The following is a 16,649-nucleotide window of genomic DNA, read 5'->3' on the forward strand; positions in this document are numbered from 1 at the left end:
TTGCTTGAATCCCGTGCATCACCTTTCACGGACTCCCATGAACAAGCGCCAACTGCTCCAGACCTTTCTTGCCACTTCGGCGCTCAGCTTCGGCCTAGTCACCGCCCACGCCCAAGCGCTCACGCCGATCAAGTTCCAGCTCGACTGGCGCTTCGAAGGTCCGGCGGCGCTGTTCCTCCATCCGGCCGCCAAGGGCTACTTCAAGGATGCCAAGCTCGACGTGACGATCGACGCCGGCAACGGTTCGGGCGGCACGGTCACGCGGGTGGCCTCGGGCGCCTACGACATGGGCTTCGCCGACCTGGCCGCGCTGATGGAGTTCCATGCCAACAACCCCGACAGCCCGAACAAGCCGGTCGCGGTGATGATGGTCTACAACAACACGCCGGCCTCGGTCATGGCGCTCAAGAAGAGCGGCATCGCCAAGCCGGCCGACCTGGCCGGCAAGAAGCTCGGCGCACCCGTGTTCGACGCCGGCCGCCGCGCCTTCCCGATCTTCGCCAAGGCCAACAACATCGGCGCGGTCAACTGGACCGCGATGGACCCGACGCTGCGCGAGACCATGCTGATCCGCGGCGACATCGACGCCATCACCGGCTTCACCTTCACCTCGCTGCTCAACCTCGAGGCGCGCGGCGCCAAGGCGGCCGATATCGTGGTGCTGCCCTACCCCGACTACGGCGTGAAGCTCTACGGCAACGTGATCATCGCCTCGCCCAAGCTGATCAAGGAGAACCCGGCGGCGGTCAAGGCCTTCCTCTCGGCCTTCGCCAAGGGCGCGAAGGAAGTGATCGCCAATCCGACCGTGGCCATCGAATCGGTCAAGAAGCGCGACGGCATCATCGACAGCGCGCTCGAGACGCGCCGCCTCAAGCTGGCGATCGACACCGTGATCAACAGCCCCGACGCGCGCGCCGAAGGCTTCGGCGCGGTGAACGCGGGCCGGCTCTCGCTGATGGCCTCGCAGGTGTCGGACGCCTTCAACACCAAGACGCGCGTGAGCCCCGACGCGGTGTGGACCGCCGCGCTGCTGCCCCCTACGGCCGAACTGAACATCCTGAAGAAGTGATGGCGGTCGCGGAGACCACGCCCTTCGTCGACTTCCAGGACGTCTGGCTCGCCTACAACGAGGAGCTGCTCGCCGCCAACCACTTCGCGGTCGAGGCCATCGACCTGAAGGTGAAGCGCGGCGAGTTCATCGCCATCGTCGGGCCCTCGGGCTGCGGCAAGTCCACCTTCATGAAGCTCACCACAGGCCTGAAGATGCCCTCGATGGGCAAGATCCGCATCGACGGCCAGCCCGTGAACGGCCCGCTCAAGATCTCGGGCATGGCCTTCCAGGCGCCCTCGCTCTTGCCCTGGCGCACCACGGTCGACAACGTGCTCTTGCCGCTGGAGATCGTCGAGCCCTACCGCTCCACCTTCAAGGCCAAGCGCCGCGAATACGTGCAGCGCGCGCGCAAGCTCTTGCAGAAGGTGGGCCTCGCCGGCTATGAAGACAAGTTCCCGTGGCAGCTCTCGGGCGGCATGCAGCAGCGCGCCAGCATCTGCCGCGCGCTGATCCACGAGCCCAAGATGCTGCTGCTCGACGAGCCCTTCGGCGCGCTCGACGCCTTCACGCGCGAGGAGCTCTGGTGCATCCTGCGCGACCTCTGGACCGAGCAGCAGTTCAACGTGATCCTGGTCACGCACGACCTGCGCGAATCGGTGTTCCTGGCCGACACGGTCTACGTGATGAGCAAGAGCCCGGGCCGCTTCGTGGTCAAGCGCGAGATCGAGCTGCCGCGGCCGCGCGAGCTGGAACTGACCTACACCAAGGAATTCACCGACATCGTGCTGGAGCTGCGCGGCCACATCGGTGCCATCCGAAGCAATGCCATCGCGGCCGCCGCCGCAGCGAGCCCGGCATGAAGAACGGCAAACAGATCGAACGCTGGTCGCCCTGGCTGCTGCTGGTCGCGGTGCTCGTGCTGTGGCAGATCATCTGCGCGGGCTTCGGCGTCTCGGATTTCATCTTCCCGAGCCCGTGGCGCATCTGGACCCAGTTCTGGGAGTTCAAGGAAATCATCGCGGGCCACGCCTGGCGCACCTTCTGGGTCACGATGGCGGGCTTCGGCCTGGCGATCGTGGTCGGCGTGCTGCTGGGCTTCGTGATCGGCAGCTCGCGCCTGGCCTACGCGGCGGTGTATCCGCTGATGACCGCCTTCAACGCGCTGCCCAAGGCGGCCTTCGTGCCCATCCTCGTGGTGTGGTTCGGCATCGGCATCGGGCCGGCGATCCTCACGGCCTTCCTGATCAGCTTCTTCCCGATCATGGTCAACATCGCGACCGGCCTGGCCACGCTCGAGCCCGAGCTCGAGGACGTGCTGCGCGTGCTGGGCGCCAAGCGCTGGGACGTGCTCGTCAAGATAGGCCTGCCGCGCTCCATGCCCTACTTCTACGGCTCGCTCAAGGTCGCGATCACGCTGGCTTTCGTCGGCACCACGGTGAGCGAGATGACGGCCGCCAACGAAGGCATCGGCTACCTGCTGATCTCGGCCGGCTCGGCCATGCAGATGGGCCTGGCCTTCGCGGGCCTGATGGTGGTGGGCGCGATGGCGATGGGGATGTACGAGCTCTTCAGTGCGATCGAGAAGCACACGACCGGCTGGGCGCATCGAGGCTCTCAAAACGAATGACCCCTGAGCAGATCGTCAAGGCTCTGCGCCGCGCCGACGAGGTCGCGCGGCGCGCGATGGCCATGGGCCGCCATCCCTTCGGCGCGGTGCTCGTCGCGCCGGACGGCGAAACGGTGTTGGCCGAGCAGGGCAACATCGACACCGTGCAGCACGCCGAGGCCACGCTGGCGCGAAACGCCTCGCTCAACTACCCCGCCGAGTACCTCGCGCAGTGCACGCTGGTCACGACCTTCGAACCCTGCGCGATGTGCGCCGGCACCATCTACTGGGCCCATATCGGCCGCGTGGTCTACGGCGCCGAAGAAAGCGCGCTGCTCGCGCTGACCGGCGACCACCCCGAGAACCCGACGCTCTCGCTGCCCTGCCGCGAAGTCTTCGCGCGCGGGCAGAAGCAGATCGAGGTCGTTGGGCCGGTACCGGAAGTGGCCGACGAGATGATCGCCACGCACCGCGGCTTCTGGCAAAGCCGGGGCGCCTGAGCCGCCGGCCAAATGAACCGGCCGCCGCACTACAACGTGTTCACCGGAATCTTCAGGTAGCGCACGCCATTGGATTCCGACGGCGGCAGCTCGCCGGCTCGGATGTTGACCTGGATCGCGGGCAGGATCAGCGCCGGCATGGCCAGGGTGGCATCGCGCTTCTCGCGCATGGCGACGAAGGCCTCTTCGTCGACGCCGTCGTGCAGATGGATGTTCTTCTCGCGCTGCGCTGCCACCGTGGTCTCCCAGTTCGGTGCGCGCCCGTCGGGCGGATAGTCGTGGCACATGAAAAGACGGGTCTGCGCCGGCAAGGCCAGCAGCTTCTGCACCGAGCGGTACAGCGCGCGGGCGTCGCCGCCCGGAAAGTCGCAGCGCGCACTGCCCACGTCGGGCATGAACAAGGTGTCGCCGACGAAAGCGAGCCGGGTCTCCCCCGCCTCGCTCTCCAGCACGTAGGCCATGTCGGCCGGCGTGTGGCCCGGCACATGCAGGGCCCTCATGCGCAGGCGGCCGACATGGAACACCTCGTCGGGCGCGAACAGGTGGCCGAACTGCGAGCCATCGAGCCGGAATTCGGGTTCGAGGTTGAACACGGTCTTGAACACACCCTGCACGGCGCGGATCGCCCCGCCGATGGCGATGGTGCCGCCGAGTCGCTGACGCAGATAGGGCGCCGCCGACAGGTGGTCGGCATGGGCATGTGTCTCCAGCAGCCACGACAGCTTCAGGCCATGGGCCTGCACGAAGGCGATCACCCGGTCGGCCGACACGGTGGAGGTGCGGCCGGACCCGGGGTCGTAGTCGAGCACCGGGTCGACGACGGCGCATTCGCCGCCATCGGCCTCGAACACCACGTAGGTGATGGTCGACGTGTCGTCGTCGAAAAAGGCCTGTACCTGCGCGTCCATGGGATGCATCGCTCCAACGTTCTATATTTTAACATTCTATTGATATACATTATGTTTTTCAATAAACTGTAAGCATGGAATTCGACTCCGTCCTCCCCGCGCCGCCATCCACCGAGGCGATGGCGCAGTTGCATTCGGCCGCCACCGAGGCCTGTTCGCTGCTCAGGGCCATGGCGAACGAGACGCGCCTGCTGCTGCTGTGCCAGCTGATCGGCGGCGAGCGCAACGTCGGCGAGCTGCAGGCGCTCTCCGGCATCGTGCAGCCCTCGCTGTCGCAGCAGCTCGGCGTGCTGCGCGACGAGGGGCTGCTGACCGCGCGCCGCGAGGGCAAGTTCGTCTACTACAGCCTCGCCAGCGCAGAGGTCATGGCAGTGATGCAAACGCTCTACGGCATCTTCTGCGCCAAGCCCGCCCGCACGAAGAAGGCGCCCGCGCGCAAGACCGCGGCGAAGTCGCGATGAGCATCGACTGGTCCCACTTCACGCCGTGGAGCGCTCTGGCCGGCGGCCTGTTGATCGGGCTCGCGGCCGCGCTGTTCCTGCTGCTCAACGGCCGCGTCGCCGGCATCAGCGGCATCGTCGGGGGCCTGCTGCAACGAGGCGGCGGCCGGGGCTGGCGGCTGGCTTTCGTCGCCGGCTTGCTGGCGGCACCGTGGGTCTGGCAGCTCGCAGGCGCACTGCCGCCGGTCGCCATCGCCGCGAGCACGCCGGTGCTGATCGCGGCCGGGCTGCTGGTCGGCGTCGGCACGCGCTACGCGAGCGGTTGCACCAGCGGCCACGGCGTCTGCGGCCTGTCGCGTGGCTCGCCGCGTTCGCTGGTGGCCACGGCCGCCTTCATGGGCGCGGGCTTCGCAACCGTCTACCTCGTGCGTCACCTGCTGGGAGCCTGAACGATGTTGAATGCAAGCGCAGCGCTGGCCGGACTTCTGTTCGGCCTGGGCCTGATGCTCTCGGGCATGACCGACCCGGCGAAGGTACTCGGCTTCCTCGATCTTGCGGGCAGCTGGGATCCGTCGCTCGCCCTCGTGATGGGCGGTGCGGTCGCGCTCGGCGCGGGCGCCTTCGCGCTGGCGAAACGGCGCCGCCGGAGTTGGCTTGGGCAAGCGATGCAACTGCCCGCCGCCACCCGCATCGACCGGCGGCTCCTGCTCGGCAGCCTGGCCTTCGGCGCCGGCTGGGGTCTGGCCGGCTTCTGCCCGGGACCGGCGCTCGTGAGCGCGGCCGGCGGCAGTGCGCAGGCGCTGATCTTCGTGGCGGCCATGCTGGCCGGGATGCTCGCATTCAGTCTGGTCGAGGGCCTCCGCCGCAGGCGCTCGAGCGCTACTGGCACGGAACCTGCACCAGACTCCGCGGAGTAGAAGCGTTCACCGTTTCGCCGTGAAGACGCCCAACGACGGTGCGGCTTCTGCGGCGTGTCGGCCGGAAATTGCTCCGAAGGCAGCGCACGCCAGCGCTGCCTCCGGTGTCCTGTTTCCAACCGCCCACGGAGTTTTCATCCATGCAACGTCGTTCTCTTCTGCGCGCCGCCGGCGCCAGCGCCCTCGTCACCGCCGCGCCCTTCGTACGCGCCCAGGGCTCGCTCCAGAAGTTCAAGTTCAACCTCGGCTGGAAGGTCGAGGCTTCCGGTGCCGGCTTCCTGCTCGCGCAGCAGCGCGGCTACTACAAGGATGTGGGTCTCGAGGTGGCGATCGACACCGGCAACGGCTCGGCGTCGGCGATCAGCCTGGTCGGCAGCGGCGCCTACGACTGCGCCTCGGCCGACCTCGCGACGATGATCGAGTTCAACGTGAACAACCCCACTGCCGGGCTCAAGGCCGTCGCGATCCAGTACGACCTGAATCCCAACGCGATCCTGGTGCGCAAGGGCGGCCCGATCGCCAAGCCGGCCGACCTGGCCGGCAAGAGCATCCTGGGCCAGCCCTTCAACGCCTCGCGCAAGCTCTTTCCCGCCTTCGCCAAGGCCCAGGGCTTCGACCCCTCGGGCGTCAAGTGGGAGAACGTCGCGCCCGACATCGGCGACACGCGCTTCGTCAAGGGCGACTTCGACGCCTCGGCCTACTTCTTCTTCACCGGCCTGCTCAACCTCAAGGCCCGCGGCATGGGGCCGGAGCAGATCACCGTGTTCCGCTTTTCCGATCACGGCATGAAGTCCTATGGCAACGGCCTGGTGGTCAACGCGAAGAGCATGCAGGAACAGGGCGATGCCATGAAGGCTTTCGTCAAGGCATCGACGCGCGGCTGGATCGAGGCGATCGCCGACCCGAAGGCAGGCGCCGGCGCCATCAAGACGCGCGAGCCGCTCGCCAACGAGGAGATCGAGTTCGAGCGCCTGAAGCTGATCGTCGACGGCACCATGAAGACACCCGACACGCGCAGCAACGGCTGGGGCGCCGCCACGACCGCGCGGCTGCAGGCCACGATCGACGAGACGGTGGGAGCCTTCGGCCTGAAGAGCAGTCCGGCGGTCGCGGACCTCTGGACCGAGCGCTTCCTGCCGCTGGCGGCAGACCGCAAGCTCAAGGCCTGACGAGACACAAGGGCGCGCCGTGGCGATCCCCGTCATCGACCTGCAGCACGCGCTGGCGCCCGGCGGCGCGCGCAGCGCGGAGGCCGCTGCGCAACTGCGCGCCGCTGCCATGGCCTCCGGCTTCTTCTATGTGCGCAACCATGGCGTCGACGCCGAGCTCGTGGCACGCCAATTCGACGTCGCGCACCGGCTGATGGCGCTTCCGGAGGAGACACGGGAGGCGTTGTCGATGCAGCACTCGCCAACGATGCGCGGCTTCGAGAACATCGGCGCGCAGACGCTCGACGCCGAGGCTCGCCCCGACCTGAAGGAGAGCTTCTATTGCGGGATGGCCTATCCCGACGAACACCCCTACGTGCGAGCCGGCTACCAGACCTACGGCCACAACCAGTGGCCGAGCGAACTGCCCGATGCGCCGGCGCAGTGCGAGCGCTACATCCGCACGATGCTCGCACTCGCGACGCGACTCATGCAGCTCATGGCGCTGTCGCTGGGCCTGCCCGAGGGCTACTTCGACGCAAGCAGCGAAAGCCCGATGCTCACGCTGCGCATGATCCGCTACCCCGCCCATCCGGCCGATGCCGACGAGCGCACCTTCGGCGCCGGCGCGCACACCGACTGGGGCGCCGTCACGATCCTTGCGCAGGACGCCCACGGCGGCCTGGAAGTCTGCATGCCCGACGGCAGCTGGGTGCCCGCGACACCCATCGAGGGCTGCTTCGTCGTCAACCTCGGCGACATGGTCCCGCGCTGGACCAACGGCCTCTACCACTCCAACCCGCACCGCGTGCGCAACCTGCATTCGGGCGGCGCGCCGCGCTATTCGATCCCCTTCTTCTACGAGCCCGACTACTTCGCACGCATCGAAGCTGTGCCGGGCACGGTGCCGGCCGGCGAGGCGCCGCGCTACGCTCCGTGCACGGCCGGGGAGCACCTGCGCGAGATGTACCGCAAGACCTACGGACTGAAATCCGGCGCGGCGGTTGCATAGCCGGCCATACGGCCGGTTGTTTCCCGCTGCGCCTTCTCCTATGCTGGCGGCCCCCCAACAAGGAGATAAGCAATGATCAAGGTCAGCGTGATGTACCCCCATACGCCCGGAGCGCGATTCGACCACGACTACTACCGCGACAAGCACATGCCGCTGCTCAAGAGCAGGATGGGCGACGCCTGCAAGTCCTACACGATCGATAAAGGGCTGGCCGGCGGGGCACCTGGCGAACCGCCCACCTACGTCGCGTCTTGCCACATCTTCTGCGACTCGGCGGAGGCTTTCCAGACGGCATTCGGCCCGCACGCCAAGGAGATCCTTGGCGACATCCGGAACTACACCGACCTGAAGCCGGTGATGCAGATCAGCGAGGTGGTGGTGGGCTGATCACACCAGCCGCGTCTCGATCTCCGTCTTGACCTCGGTCATCAGCCGATGCAGCGGGCACTTGCCCGCCACCCGCAGCAGCGAGGCGCGCTGTTCGTCGCTGAGCGGGCCGGTGACGCGCAGGGTGGAGTCGAGCCTGTAGACGCCTTTGCGTTCCTCGCTGTCGTCGCGGTTCACCACGACTTCGATGTCTTCCACCGGAATGCCCTTGTGCTGGGCATAGACCAGCACGGTCAGCGCCTTGCAGGCGGCCAGCGCGGAATCGTAGAGGTCGTGCGGCGAGGGGCCCGCGTCGGTGCCGCCTGCATTGGGCGAGGTGTCGACCGCGATCTCGTGGGCACGAACCTTGAGGATGTGGCGGGTGCCGGTGGTGCCGTCGCGGCGGACCGTGATGCTCATGGAATTTCCTTTGAAGGGTGAGAGATTCGGCCGGCGCCGCCTGTGAATCCAGGCGTTGCCATCGGGCGCTCCTGCTGGTGACAGCGCCCGATGGTAGTCGCTGAGGGCCTGTTAACAGGCCCTACATCTCGAAGGCCTCGACCTGGCGGCCGTCGATGTCGGTGAAGCCGTATTCGCGCGCCAGGTCCGCCACGCGATGCACCGCGCCGCTCTTGTCCAGCACCTTCGGGTCGCCCGCCAGCGCGGCCACCGCGCGGCCCAGGTAGCGCGGCGACTCGGTACGCGCCAGTGCCGGGCGCTCGGTCCAATGCGCCTCGTCGGTCTTGTGCCCGGTCAGAACGAATTCGGTGCGCATCCAGCCTGGTGACACGGCCAGCGAAGCGACGCCGTGCGGGCGCAGCTCCTGCGCCATGCCGAAGGCCAGGCGGCTCATCGCGGCTTTTGCCAGGTCGTAGAAGAGATTGCCGCGCAGGTAGCGATCGCGGTCCCAGAAGGTGGTGGTCACGATCAGCCCCCGGCCCTGGCCGACCATCATCGGCGCGGCAAAGCGGCTGGCCAGCAGGTGGTTGCGCACGCCGCGGTCGAACATCGAATCCCATTGCGCGAGCGAGTGCTCCCAGAAGGGCGCCTCGAACACGCCGTTGAAGGTCTCGTGGCCGCCCCAGGCGTTGTTCACGAGCAGGTCGAGCTTGCCTTCGTCGCGCTGCACCTGTGCGAACAGCTTCGCCACCTCGTCTTCGCGCGTGTGATCGCATCGCACCGCGATGCCGTGGCCGCCGCCTGCCGTGACCTCCTCGGCCGTCGCATCGATGCTGCCCGGCACCGCGGCGAGCCCCGACAGCGCGAGGATGTCTCCGTAGGTGTCGGCGGGTTGCGCCCGCGTGCTGCGCCCGGTGACGTACACCGTGGCCCCGGCGGCGCCCAGCTCGACGGCGATGCCGCGCCCGGCGCCCCGGCTGGCACCCGTCACGATGGCGACGCTTCCCTTCAGTGGCCGGTCCGTGTTCTTGTCCTGCATTCGTTCTCCTTTCGTTGGCTTTAGGGCCTACGGTAGTGCGGACTCAAGCCGCCGTCTTGGAAGAACCCGAAATGCGGTGGCCGAGGAACTCGGTCGGCGTGATGCCGCAGAGCGCCCGGAACTCGTTCACCAAATGCGATTGATCGTAGAAGCCGCCATCGAGCGCGAGCTCCGCCCAGGCCGGCGTCTGCTGTTGGCGAAGCGCGCGCAGGCAGGCGTGAAGCCGCGCCAGCCGGCTCCAGGCGCGCGGCGAGAGTCCCACGTGTTCGTGGAAGAGCTGCTGCAATCGACGCTCGCCGATGCCCAGTGCGGCGGCCACTTCGCGCAGCGGAAGCCGGCCGCCCGAAGCGGCGATGCGCTGTGCCGCATGCATGGCGGCCGAAAGCTGCGGCGATGCCTCGCTCGCGAGCAGGCGGCGTTGCAGCGCGGCGCCGAGCAGCGCGATCCGCGCGGCATCGTCGCGCGCCTCGGCGATGCGCTCCAGCAGCTCGGCACCCTCGCCACGCCACAACGCGTCCAGATGCACGGCCGTGCCGCCGATCTCGCCGGCCGGCATGCCCAGCAGGGCCGCCGCCGCGCCGGGGCGCGCACCATGGCCGGCGCCGTGGATGCGCCTATCGCCTCGACGGGCTCGCCGGCGCCCTCGCTCGCCGACGGCGCATCGCCCAGGTTGAAGATGAGGCGCACCGCGCCGTCGGGCAGCACGCGCTCCAACACCTCGTGCCCCTCGGGAATGGTCTCGCGGCACAGGAGGATGTGCGAAACGTGCCGGCGCAGCGGCGCGGCCACGTCGAAGGACTGCAGCGTGCCGGCGGGAGCGCTCGCTTCCGGCCCGTGCAAGGGGTCGTCGTCGAGGCGGAGATAGAGGCGCTCGCTCATGGGGGTGAATCCATCGGCTCCGCGCGGGCGCGCGGCGAACCGGTCGATCCGGGCAGTTTGTAGCACTTCCGGCACGGGCTGCGGTCGAGAACGCCGTAGACTCGTTCTCCCCAAGGGATGACATCGATGGCCGGCCGCCAAAGCGGCGGCCACCGCCTTCAGGAGCGCTTTGAATGAAGATTCAGCACATCGAGGCGATTCCCTTGCGCATCCCGTTCACGGTGGGCGGCAAGTCCGATGCAGGCGCCTGGGGCGGCAAAGACCTGAAGACCGTGGATTCGCTCCTGCTCAAGGTCAGCACCGACGACGGGCTGGTCGGCTGGGGCGAGAGCTTCGGCTTCACGGCCGTTCCGATCGTCAAGGCGGCCATCGACGCCGTCGTCGCGCCGCTGTGCATCGGCCGCGATCCGGCGCTGATCGAGAAGTTGATGCAGGAGCTGCAGCGCACCTTGCACATCTTCGGGCGCAGCGGCGCCCTCATGTTCGGCCTTTCGGCCCTCGACATCGCGCTCTGGGACATTGCCGGCAAGGCTGCCGGGCAACCCGTGCACCGGCTGCTCGGCGGCAGCGACGCGAGCGCGCTGTCCTGCTACGCCAGCCTGATCCGCTACACCGATCCGGAACTGGTTGCCGACAACGTGAGGCGCGCCCTGGACCTCGGGTACCGGCGTCTCAAGCTTCACGAGATCGACCCGGCCTGCGTGCGCGCCGCGCGCGAAGCGGCCGGCGACGAGGTAGAAATCACGCTGGACGTCAATTGCCCGTGGTCCGTGCGCGAGGCACTGGACATGGCCCGACGGCTGCAACAGTACAACCTGCGGTGGCTGGAAGAGCCGGTGTGGCCGCCGGAGAACCACGCGGGCCTGGCGCGATTGCGCCGCGAGGGCGGCATTCCGATCGCCGCGGGAGAGAACGCATCGACCCTGATGGACTTCGCGCACATGCTGCAGGCGCAGGCGGTGGATTTCATTCAGCCCAGCCCCGCCAAGATGGGCGGGATCACGGAACTGCGCAAGGTCTTCGCGCTGGCGAATGCGAACAACACGACGGTCATGGTGCACGCGTTCTACGACGGGCCCGGGCTTCTGGCCAGCATTCACGGCAGCGCAGCGCTGGGCGGCGCCAATGCGTTGGTCGAGTGGCGTTTCTTCGATCTGGAAGCGCAGCTCTATGGCGACGCCATCGTTCCGAAGAACGGGATGATGGCCGTGCCTCAGGGCCCCGGGCTCGGCATCGAGCCGAGCGCTGATGTGATCCGCGACTACCGGCTGCATTGACGGCCGGCGGGCGCCACCGGTCGGCAGACAGCAAACCTCAGGCCGCTCGCACCAGCGGCTCGACGCGCATCCCGCGGTGCACCTCCGATTCGCCATGCTTCGCGAGCAGCTGCATCAAGTGCTTGCGGATCAGCATGCCGGGCCGGTCGGACTCCATCGAGTACTCGACACCGCGGCGGCGCGTGTCGACCAGCGCATCAGGGTCGGTCGATTCGAGGATGTCCTTGTCCTCGCGCGTGATCTCCGCGTCGAAGTCGATCAGCATCTGCGCCGCGCAGTCGGCCTCGGTGTCGTTGCGAAACAGCCATTGGCACAGCTGCATGCGACCATCGTCGATGGGCGTGAAGCAGTTGATGATGATGTGTCGGATGCCCGAGGGATATTCGATGTCGAGCCGGCGCGAGAAGGGCAGGAAGTAGGCGTTGCGCATGTGGCGCGTGGTGATCGGGTCGACGACGCCGCTGATGGCGTGGAACTTGGCCGGGTTGGTCGCCTCGATCACGGTCTCGGCATGGAAGCCGCTCTCGTTCTCGACCAGCTCGTACTTGCTCGGCTTCGGACTCGCGGCCACGCCGAAGGTCGCGCGGTGCACGAAGCTGAAGTGCGAGTTGTCGAAGGAGTTCTCGAGCGCGCGCATCGGGCTGGTCTGCCACTCTTCGTGGAACTGGAAGATGGTGCGGTAGCCAGGGTCGTCGAACTCGGGAATCTGCGGGATCTCCGCGATGGGGTCTTCCAGCGCGACCCAGGCATAGCCGTAGCGCGCCGTGCAGTGGTAGGCCGTGGTTCGATATTCGGGCGAGATCCTGCGCTCGGCCTCGTACTGCGGGATGCGGATCACCTGGCCGCTGCGGTCGTAGGTCCAGCCGTGGTAGCCGCACTGGATGGCGCCCTGGGCGCAGGCCTTGCCTTCGGCATCGACGCACCAGCCCTTCGACAACCGGGCGGTGCGGTGGCAGCAGCGGTCGCGCAAAGCGGCGGGCTGGCCTTTTGCATCGAGAAAAAGAACGATGTTCTCGCCCAGCAGCGTGAAGGGCCTGGGCCCCTGCTGCAGATCGGCCAGCGGCATGACGGCATGCCAGAACTTGCGGAAAACGGGTTGCTGCGTGACGAGCATGAAAGAACTCCTTCGGTTGCGTGGGAACACATGAAAGAGCAATTTCCCGCCGCGGCTCCCGTCGAAATCAGGACGCCGGACTGAACGCTTCTACTCTGCGCAGATCTCATGCAAGTTGCGCGCCCGGATTGTCTCGCAGACGCCGGCATGCGTCATGCATTTGTCATACCAAACCATTAGGCATTTCACAGTGCGCGCACCGCCGCAGTGCATCGCACGAGGGCCTGTTAACGCTATTTGCGGGGTCGAAAATGGCGTTAACAGGCCCTAACATCCCAGCATGAGCCCCCTTTCCCTTTCCAGCGAAATCGAACTCGACGAGCGCGACGGCCGCTACCTGCGCAAGGCCATCGTCTGGTCGCATGCAGCACGTCGCCGCGGCAACCGGCCCTTCGGCGCCATCGTGGTGTCGGCCGCCGGCGAGGTGCTGGCCGAGACCTACTGCAACACGGCCGAGACCGGCGACGTCACCGGCCATGCCGAAACCAATGCCGTGCGCGCGCTCGGCGAGCGCGGGCTGTCGCGCGAAGAGCTGGCGGGCGCCACCCTCTATTCGTCCGCCGAACCCTGCGTGATGTGCGCCGGCGCGATCTTCTGGTCCAACATCGGCCGCGTGGTGTTCGGCATCGACGCCGAGCGGCTGCGCATGTTCCGCGGCGAGCGCCCCGAGCAGCGCGATGCCGAGCTCTCGTGCCGCGATGTGTTCCAAGCCTCGTCGCATCCCATCGAATGCATCGGCCCGGCGCTGCTCGACGAAGCCATTGCGGCGCACGTGGGGGCGTGGAAGGACTGAGCCTGCTCTTGCTGTCCAATAGCGGCATGCAAAGCCCGCACGACACAGAACGCCGCCTCAACGAACTGGAGATCAAGGCCAGTTTCACCGAAGACCTGCTGGACCAGTTGAACCTGGCCATCTACAGACAACAGCAGCAGATCGACAGCCTGGCCCTTCAGGTCACACAGCTTCGGCAGCAGAGTCCCGACCCCGGAGCCGGCGCGACGCGCAACCTGCGCGACGAGCTGCCGCCTCACTACTGAAGGCGACGGAGAACCGATGCTGGTCGTATTCGGGGGATTGCCGGGGGTCGGCAAGTCGACCATCGCACGCGAGCTCGTGCGCCGGTGCCAGGCCGCCTACCTGCGGATCGATGCGATCGAGCAGGCCATCAGGGATTCGAAGGTGCTGGCCGCGGACATCGGCCCGGCCGGCTACATGGTGGCCTATTCACTCGCCAGATCGAATCTCGAGCTGGGCCGGATGGTGGTCGCCGACTGCGTCAACCCGCTGCCGATCACGCGCGCGGCCTGGCAGTCGGTGGCGCGCGAGGTCGGAGTGGCGCTGGTCGAGGTCGAAGTGATCTGCTCGGACGCGAACGAGCATCGGCGCCGCGTCGAAGGCCGCATCGGCGACATCGACGGACTGGCCCTGCCGACATGGTCGTCGGTGACGAGGCACGACTATGTACGCTGGACCAGCGACCACCTGATCATCGATACCGCACTGCTGAGCCCGCAGAGCGCGGTGGACGCCGTGGTCGACGCGATGGATCGCGTCCGATCCGCATCCCTACACTAGCCCCATGCCATGGCACGCGCGACTAGCCCTCGCCTACAACCTAGAAAACCAGCGCAGCGTCGCCCGCTTTCGCCATGAAGGCCCGCTGCGCATCCTGCAAAGCCTCTACCCCGAAGGCGACGCCGTCTGCCACAACGTGCTGGTGCATCCGCCCGGCGGGCTGGTCGGCGGCGACACACTGGACATCGCGGTGCGCGCCGCGGCGGGCAGCCACGGCCTCATCACCACGCCGGGCGCCACGCGCTTCTACCGCTCCGAAGGCGAGCTGGCGCTGCAGCGCACCGAGCTCACGCTCGAGGCTGGCGCGCGGCTCGAATGGCTGCCGCTCGAAGCCATCTGCTACAGCGGCTGCCGCGCCGAGAATCGGCTGACACTGCGCGCGGCCGAGGGCGCCGAGCTGATCGGCTGGGACGTGACGGCGTTGGGCCTGCCCGGCGCCGGCAAGCCCTTCGAGCTCGGCAGCCTGCAGCAGCACATCGAGGTGCCGGGCGTGTGGCTGGAACGCGGGCGCATCGATGCCGCGGACACGCGCCTGCTGCAAAGCCCGATCGGCCTGGCCGGACACCGCTGCCTCGCCTCGATCTTCTTCGTCGCGGGCTCGCCGATCGCGCGTGCGCGGCGCGACGCGGCGCTCGAGGTCGCGCGCGCGCTGATCGATGCGCACGGCCTGCGCGAGAGCGCCGGCGCGACCAGCCCGCATGCCGGGATCATCGTGCTGCGCGCGCTCGCACCGGTGGTCGAGCCGGCCATGCAGCTGCTGCGGCAGGTGTGGAAGGCATGGCGGGCCGAGCTCTGGCACATGACGGGTACGCCGCCGCGCATCTGGGCGATGTAGGGGCCTCGTCCGACGAGGCGGCCCGGCGGGTCTGCCTAGCCCGGATATTTCACCAGCAGGCCGATGTGCCGTCGACCGAGCCTGCTGAGGGCCATTGAGCGTGGTCTTGCGTGCAGTGTGAGCTACTGGATGGAGTGGCGGCTGTTTTTGGGCACACGACCCCCTTACCCCCGTTGTTTGTCAGCGTGCCGGGGACAGCACTGGATGGATTTCAGGGGGCGAGGGCCTGCGCTGCGCTCAGGAAGACGCTGCGCAGGGGGTGGTGCGAAGCCAGCAGTACCCGCACACGGCGCGTGTTGCGCACGATGGCCGCGCCGATCTTCAGCAGGCGCACGCGGATCGTGGCCGCGGCGGCGCGTTCCAGCTCGGTGTCCTTGAGAGCGAACTCGCGCAGCCGTTGCATCAGCGTGTAGGCCAATGCGGCCAGCAGCAAGCGCAGCTGGTTGGCCGCGAAGCGGTGGCAACTTGCCCGCGTGCCAAACAGATCGAGCTGAGCCTCCTTGATGCGGTTCTCGGCCTCGCCGCGGGCGCAGTACAGCCGCTCATACAGCTGTATGGCATCGCCCTGAAGATCGGTCACCACGAAGCGCGGGTTGTTGCCCTGGCTGCCGTGCTCCAGGCGCGTGATCACGCGCCGTTCGATGTCCCAGCTGTCGGCCGCGTAGACGAACTCGTCGATCAACCGCTGCTTGGCGCCGGTGCGCGCGTACTCGTCGGCGAGCATCGCCTCGGCGTACTGCACGGTCGCCTCCAGCCGCGCGTTGCGCGCCAGCCCGATGATGTAGTTCACGCCCGAGCGCTCGCACCAGCGCAGCAATCTCTGGCGACAGAAGCCCGAGTCACCGCGCACGATGATCCGCGCGTCGGGCCACGCCTGGCGCAGCCGCTGCACCAGCAGCTTGATCACCGCCGCGGCGTTCTTGGCGCCATCGATGCGGCTGCGCCGCAAGACGCATGCGAGCATGGCTTGGCCGCAGAACACGTACAGCGGCAGATAGCAGTGGTGGTCGTAGTAGGCATGGAACTCGCAGCGCTCCTGGTCGCCGTGCAAGGGCACATCCGAGGCGTCGATGTCCAGCACCAGTTCTTCGGGCGGGCTCTTGTGGCTGGCGATGAACTGCTCGATGAGCACGCCATGCAGCGCCACTGCCTGCGCTCGCGTGGCCCCGGTCTCCAAGCGGCTGAGCGTGGGCGAACTCGCCAGCGCATCGACCCGGCCCACAGCGGTCTGCATCAGCAGATCGTCTCTCAAGGTGTCGTGGTCGTTGAGGTCTTCGTAGCCGCAGCACAAGCCGTAGATGCGTTGGGCGAGCAGGTCGCGCAGGCTGTGCGTGATGCGTGCCGGATCGCGTGCATCACTGAGCACGGCCGCAGCCGCTCGGCTCAGACCGATACGTTCGTCAACGCGACGCAGCAGCAAGACCCCGCCGTCCGAACCGATGTCCCCGCCCTCGAAGTTGGCCTCGATGACCCGCCGACCCACACGCCCCAAATCAATCGTCCCATCGGTACACTTTGGCATCGGCAGTCCTCGGTTGAAATTGGCGTCAGATACCAATGTCAACGCGCTCCGGCACGAGGC

General features: G+C 67.6%; 21 protein-coding genes. 15 read left to right on the plus strand and 6 right to left on the minus strand.

Annotation, left to right across the window (positions count from 1 at the left end; all coding sequences use genetic code 11):
• Positions 1-37 precede the first annotated feature (37 nt).
• Genes ACSQ86_RS21605 through ACSQ86_RS21620 form a run of 4 tightly spaced genes read left to right on the plus strand, consistent with a single transcriptional unit; the run spans position 38 to position 3,157 of the window.
• Positions 38-1,069: an ABC transporter substrate-binding protein gene (locus ACSQ86_RS21605; RefSeq protein ID WP_093111235.1), complete on the plus strand. Its 1,032-nt coding sequence runs from the start codon at positions 38-40 to the stop codon at positions 1,067-1,069.
• Positions 1,069-1,911, plus strand: a complete 843-nt coding sequence (locus ACSQ86_RS21610; protein WP_436306333.1) for an ABC transporter ATP-binding protein — start codon at positions 1,069-1,071, stop codon at positions 1,909-1,911. Before ACSQ86_RS21605 ends, ACSQ86_RS21610 begins: the two co-directional genes overlap by 1 nt.
• Entirely contained in the window at positions 1,908-2,678 is a 771-nt protein-coding gene (locus ACSQ86_RS21615) for an ABC transporter permease (protein WP_093111231.1), read from the plus strand. Before ACSQ86_RS21610 ends, ACSQ86_RS21615 begins: the two co-directional genes overlap by 4 nt.
• Complete coding sequence (locus ACSQ86_RS21620) at positions 2,675-3,157, plus strand: nucleoside deaminase (RefSeq protein WP_436305008.1); 483 nt, start codon at positions 2,675-2,677, stop codon at positions 3,155-3,157. The genes ACSQ86_RS21615 and ACSQ86_RS21620 overlap by 4 nt, the downstream gene beginning before the upstream one ends.
• Positions 3,158-3,186: 29 nt before the next feature.
• Here the strand turns inward: ACSQ86_RS21620 and ACSQ86_RS21625 are convergent, their stop codons facing one another.
• A complete protein-coding gene (locus ACSQ86_RS21625; RefSeq protein ID WP_436305009.1) occupies positions 3,187-4,065 on the minus strand; it encodes an MBL fold metallo-hydrolase in 879 nt (292 codons plus the stop codon).
• Between the two features lie 74 nt (positions 4,066-4,139).
• On the opposite strand from ACSQ86_RS21625, the gene ACSQ86_RS21630 reads away from it, so the two are divergent.
• The 6 genes from ACSQ86_RS21630 to ACSQ86_RS21655 all read left to right on the plus strand — a co-directional run bounded on the left by ACSQ86_RS21630 (position 4,140) and on the right by ACSQ86_RS21655 (position 7,969).
• Positions 4,140-4,526 (plus strand): ArsR/SmtB family transcription factor, encoded by a 387-nt coding sequence (locus ACSQ86_RS21630; protein WP_436305010.1) that lies wholly within the window; start codon positions 4,140-4,142, stop codon positions 4,524-4,526.
• Positions 4,523-4,954, plus strand: coding sequence for a YeeE/YedE family protein (locus ACSQ86_RS21635; RefSeq protein ID WP_436305011.1), 432 nt, complete (start codon positions 4,523-4,525; stop codon positions 4,952-4,954). The genes ACSQ86_RS21630 and ACSQ86_RS21635 overlap by 4 nt, the downstream gene beginning before the upstream one ends.
• A 3-nt stretch (positions 4,955-4,957) precedes the next feature.
• Positions 4,958-5,422: a DUF6691 family protein gene (locus ACSQ86_RS21640; RefSeq protein ID WP_436305012.1), complete on the plus strand. Its 465-nt coding sequence runs from the start codon at positions 4,958-4,960 to the stop codon at positions 5,420-5,422.
• A 140-nt stretch (positions 5,423-5,562) separates the two neighbouring features.
• Positions 5,563-6,591 (plus strand): ABC transporter substrate-binding protein, encoded by a 1,029-nt coding sequence (locus ACSQ86_RS21645; RefSeq protein ID WP_436305013.1) that lies wholly within the window; start codon positions 5,563-5,565, stop codon positions 6,589-6,591.
• A gap of 19 nt (positions 6,592-6,610) precedes the next feature.
• The gene (locus tag ACSQ86_RS21650; protein WP_436305014.1) at positions 6,611-7,582 is read left to right on the plus strand and encodes an isopenicillin N synthase family dioxygenase; all 972 of its coding nucleotides are present in this window, start codon (positions 6,611-6,613) and stop codon (positions 7,580-7,582) included.
• Between the two features lie 72 nt (positions 7,583-7,654).
• Entirely contained in the window at positions 7,655-7,969 is a 315-nt protein-coding gene (locus ACSQ86_RS21655) for an EthD family reductase (RefSeq protein WP_093111216.1), read from the plus strand.
• Here ACSQ86_RS21655 and ACSQ86_RS21660 read toward each other — a convergent pair whose 3' ends face one another.
• From ACSQ86_RS21660 to ACSQ86_RS21670, 3 genes are all read right to left on the minus strand, one after another.
• Positions 7,970-8,368: an OsmC family protein gene (locus tag ACSQ86_RS21660; protein WP_436309572.1), complete on the minus strand. Its 399-nt coding sequence runs from the start codon at positions 8,366-8,368 to the stop codon at positions 7,970-7,972.
• Positions 8,369-8,489: 121 nt separating this feature from the next.
• On the minus strand, positions 8,490-9,386 hold the full coding sequence (locus ACSQ86_RS21665; RefSeq protein WP_436305015.1) for an SDR family oxidoreductase: 897 nt from the start codon (positions 9,384-9,386) through the stop codon (positions 8,490-8,492).
• 43 nt (positions 9,387-9,429) lie between these two features.
• Positions 9,430-9,942, minus strand: coding sequence for a helix-turn-helix transcriptional regulator (locus ACSQ86_RS21670; protein ID WP_436309573.1), 513 nt, complete (start codon positions 9,940-9,942; stop codon positions 9,430-9,432).
• A gap of 496 nt (positions 9,943-10,438) precedes the next feature.
• Here ACSQ86_RS21670 and ACSQ86_RS21675 point away from each other — a divergent pair, with 496 nt between their 5' ends.
• On the plus strand, positions 10,439-11,542 hold the full coding sequence (locus ACSQ86_RS21675) for a mandelate racemase/muconate lactonizing enzyme family protein (RefSeq protein WP_436309574.1): 1,104 nt from the start codon (positions 10,439-10,441) through the stop codon (positions 11,540-11,542).
• A 37-nt stretch (positions 11,543-11,579) separates the two neighbouring features.
• Here the strand turns inward: ACSQ86_RS21675 and ACSQ86_RS21680 are convergent, their stop codons facing one another.
• The gene (locus ACSQ86_RS21680) at positions 11,580-12,656 is read right to left on the minus strand and encodes an aromatic ring-hydroxylating dioxygenase subunit alpha (protein ID WP_093111208.1); all 1,077 of its coding nucleotides are present in this window, start codon (positions 12,654-12,656) and stop codon (positions 11,580-11,582) included.
• Positions 12,657-12,936: 280 nt separating this feature from the next.
• Here ACSQ86_RS21680 and ACSQ86_RS21685 point away from each other — a divergent pair, with 280 nt between their 5' ends.
• From ACSQ86_RS21685 to ACSQ86_RS21700, 4 genes are read left to right on the plus strand one after another with little or no spacing between them, the layout of a single operon-like run.
• A complete protein-coding gene (locus ACSQ86_RS21685) occupies positions 12,937-13,449 on the plus strand; it encodes a nucleoside deaminase (protein WP_436309575.1) in 513 nt (170 codons plus the stop codon).
• A 26-nt stretch (positions 13,450-13,475) separates the two neighbouring features.
• Complete coding sequence (locus ACSQ86_RS21690; RefSeq protein ID WP_093111204.1) at positions 13,476-13,694, plus strand: SlyX family protein; 219 nt, start codon at positions 13,476-13,478, stop codon at positions 13,692-13,694.
• A 16-nt stretch (positions 13,695-13,710) separates the two neighbouring features.
• Positions 13,711-14,232: an AAA family ATPase gene (locus ACSQ86_RS21695; RefSeq protein ID WP_436309576.1), complete on the plus strand. Its 522-nt coding sequence runs from the start codon at positions 13,711-13,713 to the stop codon at positions 14,230-14,232.
• A gap of 4 nt (positions 14,233-14,236) precedes the next feature.
• Complete coding sequence (locus ACSQ86_RS21700) at positions 14,237-15,067, plus strand: urease accessory protein UreD (protein WP_436309577.1); 831 nt, start codon at positions 14,237-14,239, stop codon at positions 15,065-15,067.
• A gap of 211 nt (positions 15,068-15,278) precedes the next feature.
• On the opposite strand, the gene ACSQ86_RS21705 is transcribed toward ACSQ86_RS21700, so the two are convergent.
• Complete coding sequence (locus tag ACSQ86_RS21705) at positions 15,279-16,589, minus strand: IS1380 family transposase (RefSeq protein WP_436304863.1); 1,311 nt, start codon at positions 16,587-16,589, stop codon at positions 15,279-15,281.
• Positions 16,590-16,649 lie beyond the last annotated feature (60 nt).

Origin of the sequence: Variovorax sp. LjRoot130 (assembly GCF_964253755.1) — a bacterium.
Classification (GTDB): domain Bacteria; phylum Pseudomonadota; class Gammaproteobacteria; order Burkholderiales; family Burkholderiaceae_C; genus Variovorax.

Excerpts from the sequence above, each read along its gene's own strand:
- ACSQ86_RS21620 (WP_436305008.1), top strand. The coding sequence starts at position 2,675 with ATGACCCCTGAGCAGATCGTCAAGGCTCTGCGCCGCGCCGACGAGGTC.
- ACSQ86_RS21610 (WP_436306333.1), top strand. The coding sequence starts at position 1,069 with ATGGCGGTCGCGGAGACCACGCCCTTCGTCGACTTCCAGGACGTCTGG.
- ACSQ86_RS21660 (WP_436309572.1), bottom strand. The coding sequence starts at position 8,368 with ATGAGCATCACGGTCCGCCGCGACGGCACCACCGGCACCCGCCACATC.
- ACSQ86_RS21630 (WP_436305010.1), top strand. The coding sequence starts at position 4,140 with ATGGAATTCGACTCCGTCCTCCCCGCGCCGCCATCCACCGAGGCGATG.
- ACSQ86_RS21615 (WP_093111231.1), top strand. The coding sequence starts at position 1,908 with ATGAAGAACGGCAAACAGATCGAACGCTGGTCGCCCTGGCTGCTGCTG.
- ACSQ86_RS21690 (WP_093111204.1), top strand. The coding sequence starts at position 13,476 with ATGCAAAGCCCGCACGACACAGAACGCCGCCTCAACGAACTGGAGATC.
- ACSQ86_RS21680 (WP_093111208.1), bottom strand. The coding sequence starts at position 12,656 with ATGCTCGTCACGCAGCAACCCGTTTTCCGCAAGTTCTGGCATGCCGTC.
- ACSQ86_RS21695 (WP_436309576.1), top strand. The coding sequence starts at position 13,711 with ATGCTGGTCGTATTCGGGGGATTGCCGGGGGTCGGCAAGTCGACCATC.
- ACSQ86_RS21705 (WP_436304863.1), bottom strand. The coding sequence starts at position 16,589 with ATGCCAAAGTGTACCGATGGGACGATTGATTTGGGGCGTGTGGGTCGG.
- ACSQ86_RS21640 (WP_436305012.1), top strand. The coding sequence starts at position 4,958 with ATGTTGAATGCAAGCGCAGCGCTGGCCGGACTTCTGTTCGGCCTGGGC.
- ACSQ86_RS21605 (WP_093111235.1), top strand. The coding sequence starts at position 38 with ATGAACAAGCGCCAACTGCTCCAGACCTTTCTTGCCACTTCGGCGCTC.
- ACSQ86_RS21665 (WP_436305015.1), bottom strand. The coding sequence starts at position 9,386 with ATGCAGGACAAGAACACGGACCGGCCACTGAAGGGAAGCGTCGCCATC.
- ACSQ86_RS21685 (WP_436309575.1), top strand. The coding sequence starts at position 12,937 with ATGAGCCCCCTTTCCCTTTCCAGCGAAATCGAACTCGACGAGCGCGAC.
- ACSQ86_RS21645 (WP_436305013.1), top strand. The coding sequence starts at position 5,563 with ATGCAACGTCGTTCTCTTCTGCGCGCCGCCGGCGCCAGCGCCCTCGTC.
- ACSQ86_RS21655 (WP_093111216.1), top strand. The coding sequence starts at position 7,655 with ATGATCAAGGTCAGCGTGATGTACCCCCATACGCCCGGAGCGCGATTC.
- ACSQ86_RS21635 (WP_436305011.1), top strand. The coding sequence starts at position 4,523 with ATGAGCATCGACTGGTCCCACTTCACGCCGTGGAGCGCTCTGGCCGGC.
- ACSQ86_RS21675 (WP_436309574.1), top strand. The coding sequence starts at position 10,439 with ATGAAGATTCAGCACATCGAGGCGATTCCCTTGCGCATCCCGTTCACG.
- ACSQ86_RS21625 (WP_436305009.1), bottom strand. The coding sequence starts at position 4,065 with ATGGACGCGCAGGTACAGGCCTTTTTCGACGACGACACGTCGACCATC.
- ACSQ86_RS21700 (WP_436309577.1), top strand. The coding sequence starts at position 14,237 with ATGCCATGGCACGCGCGACTAGCCCTCGCCTACAACCTAGAAAACCAG.
- ACSQ86_RS21670 (WP_436309573.1), bottom strand. The coding sequence starts at position 9,942 with ATGCCGGCCGGCGAGATCGGCGGCACGGCCGTGCATCTGGACGCGTTG.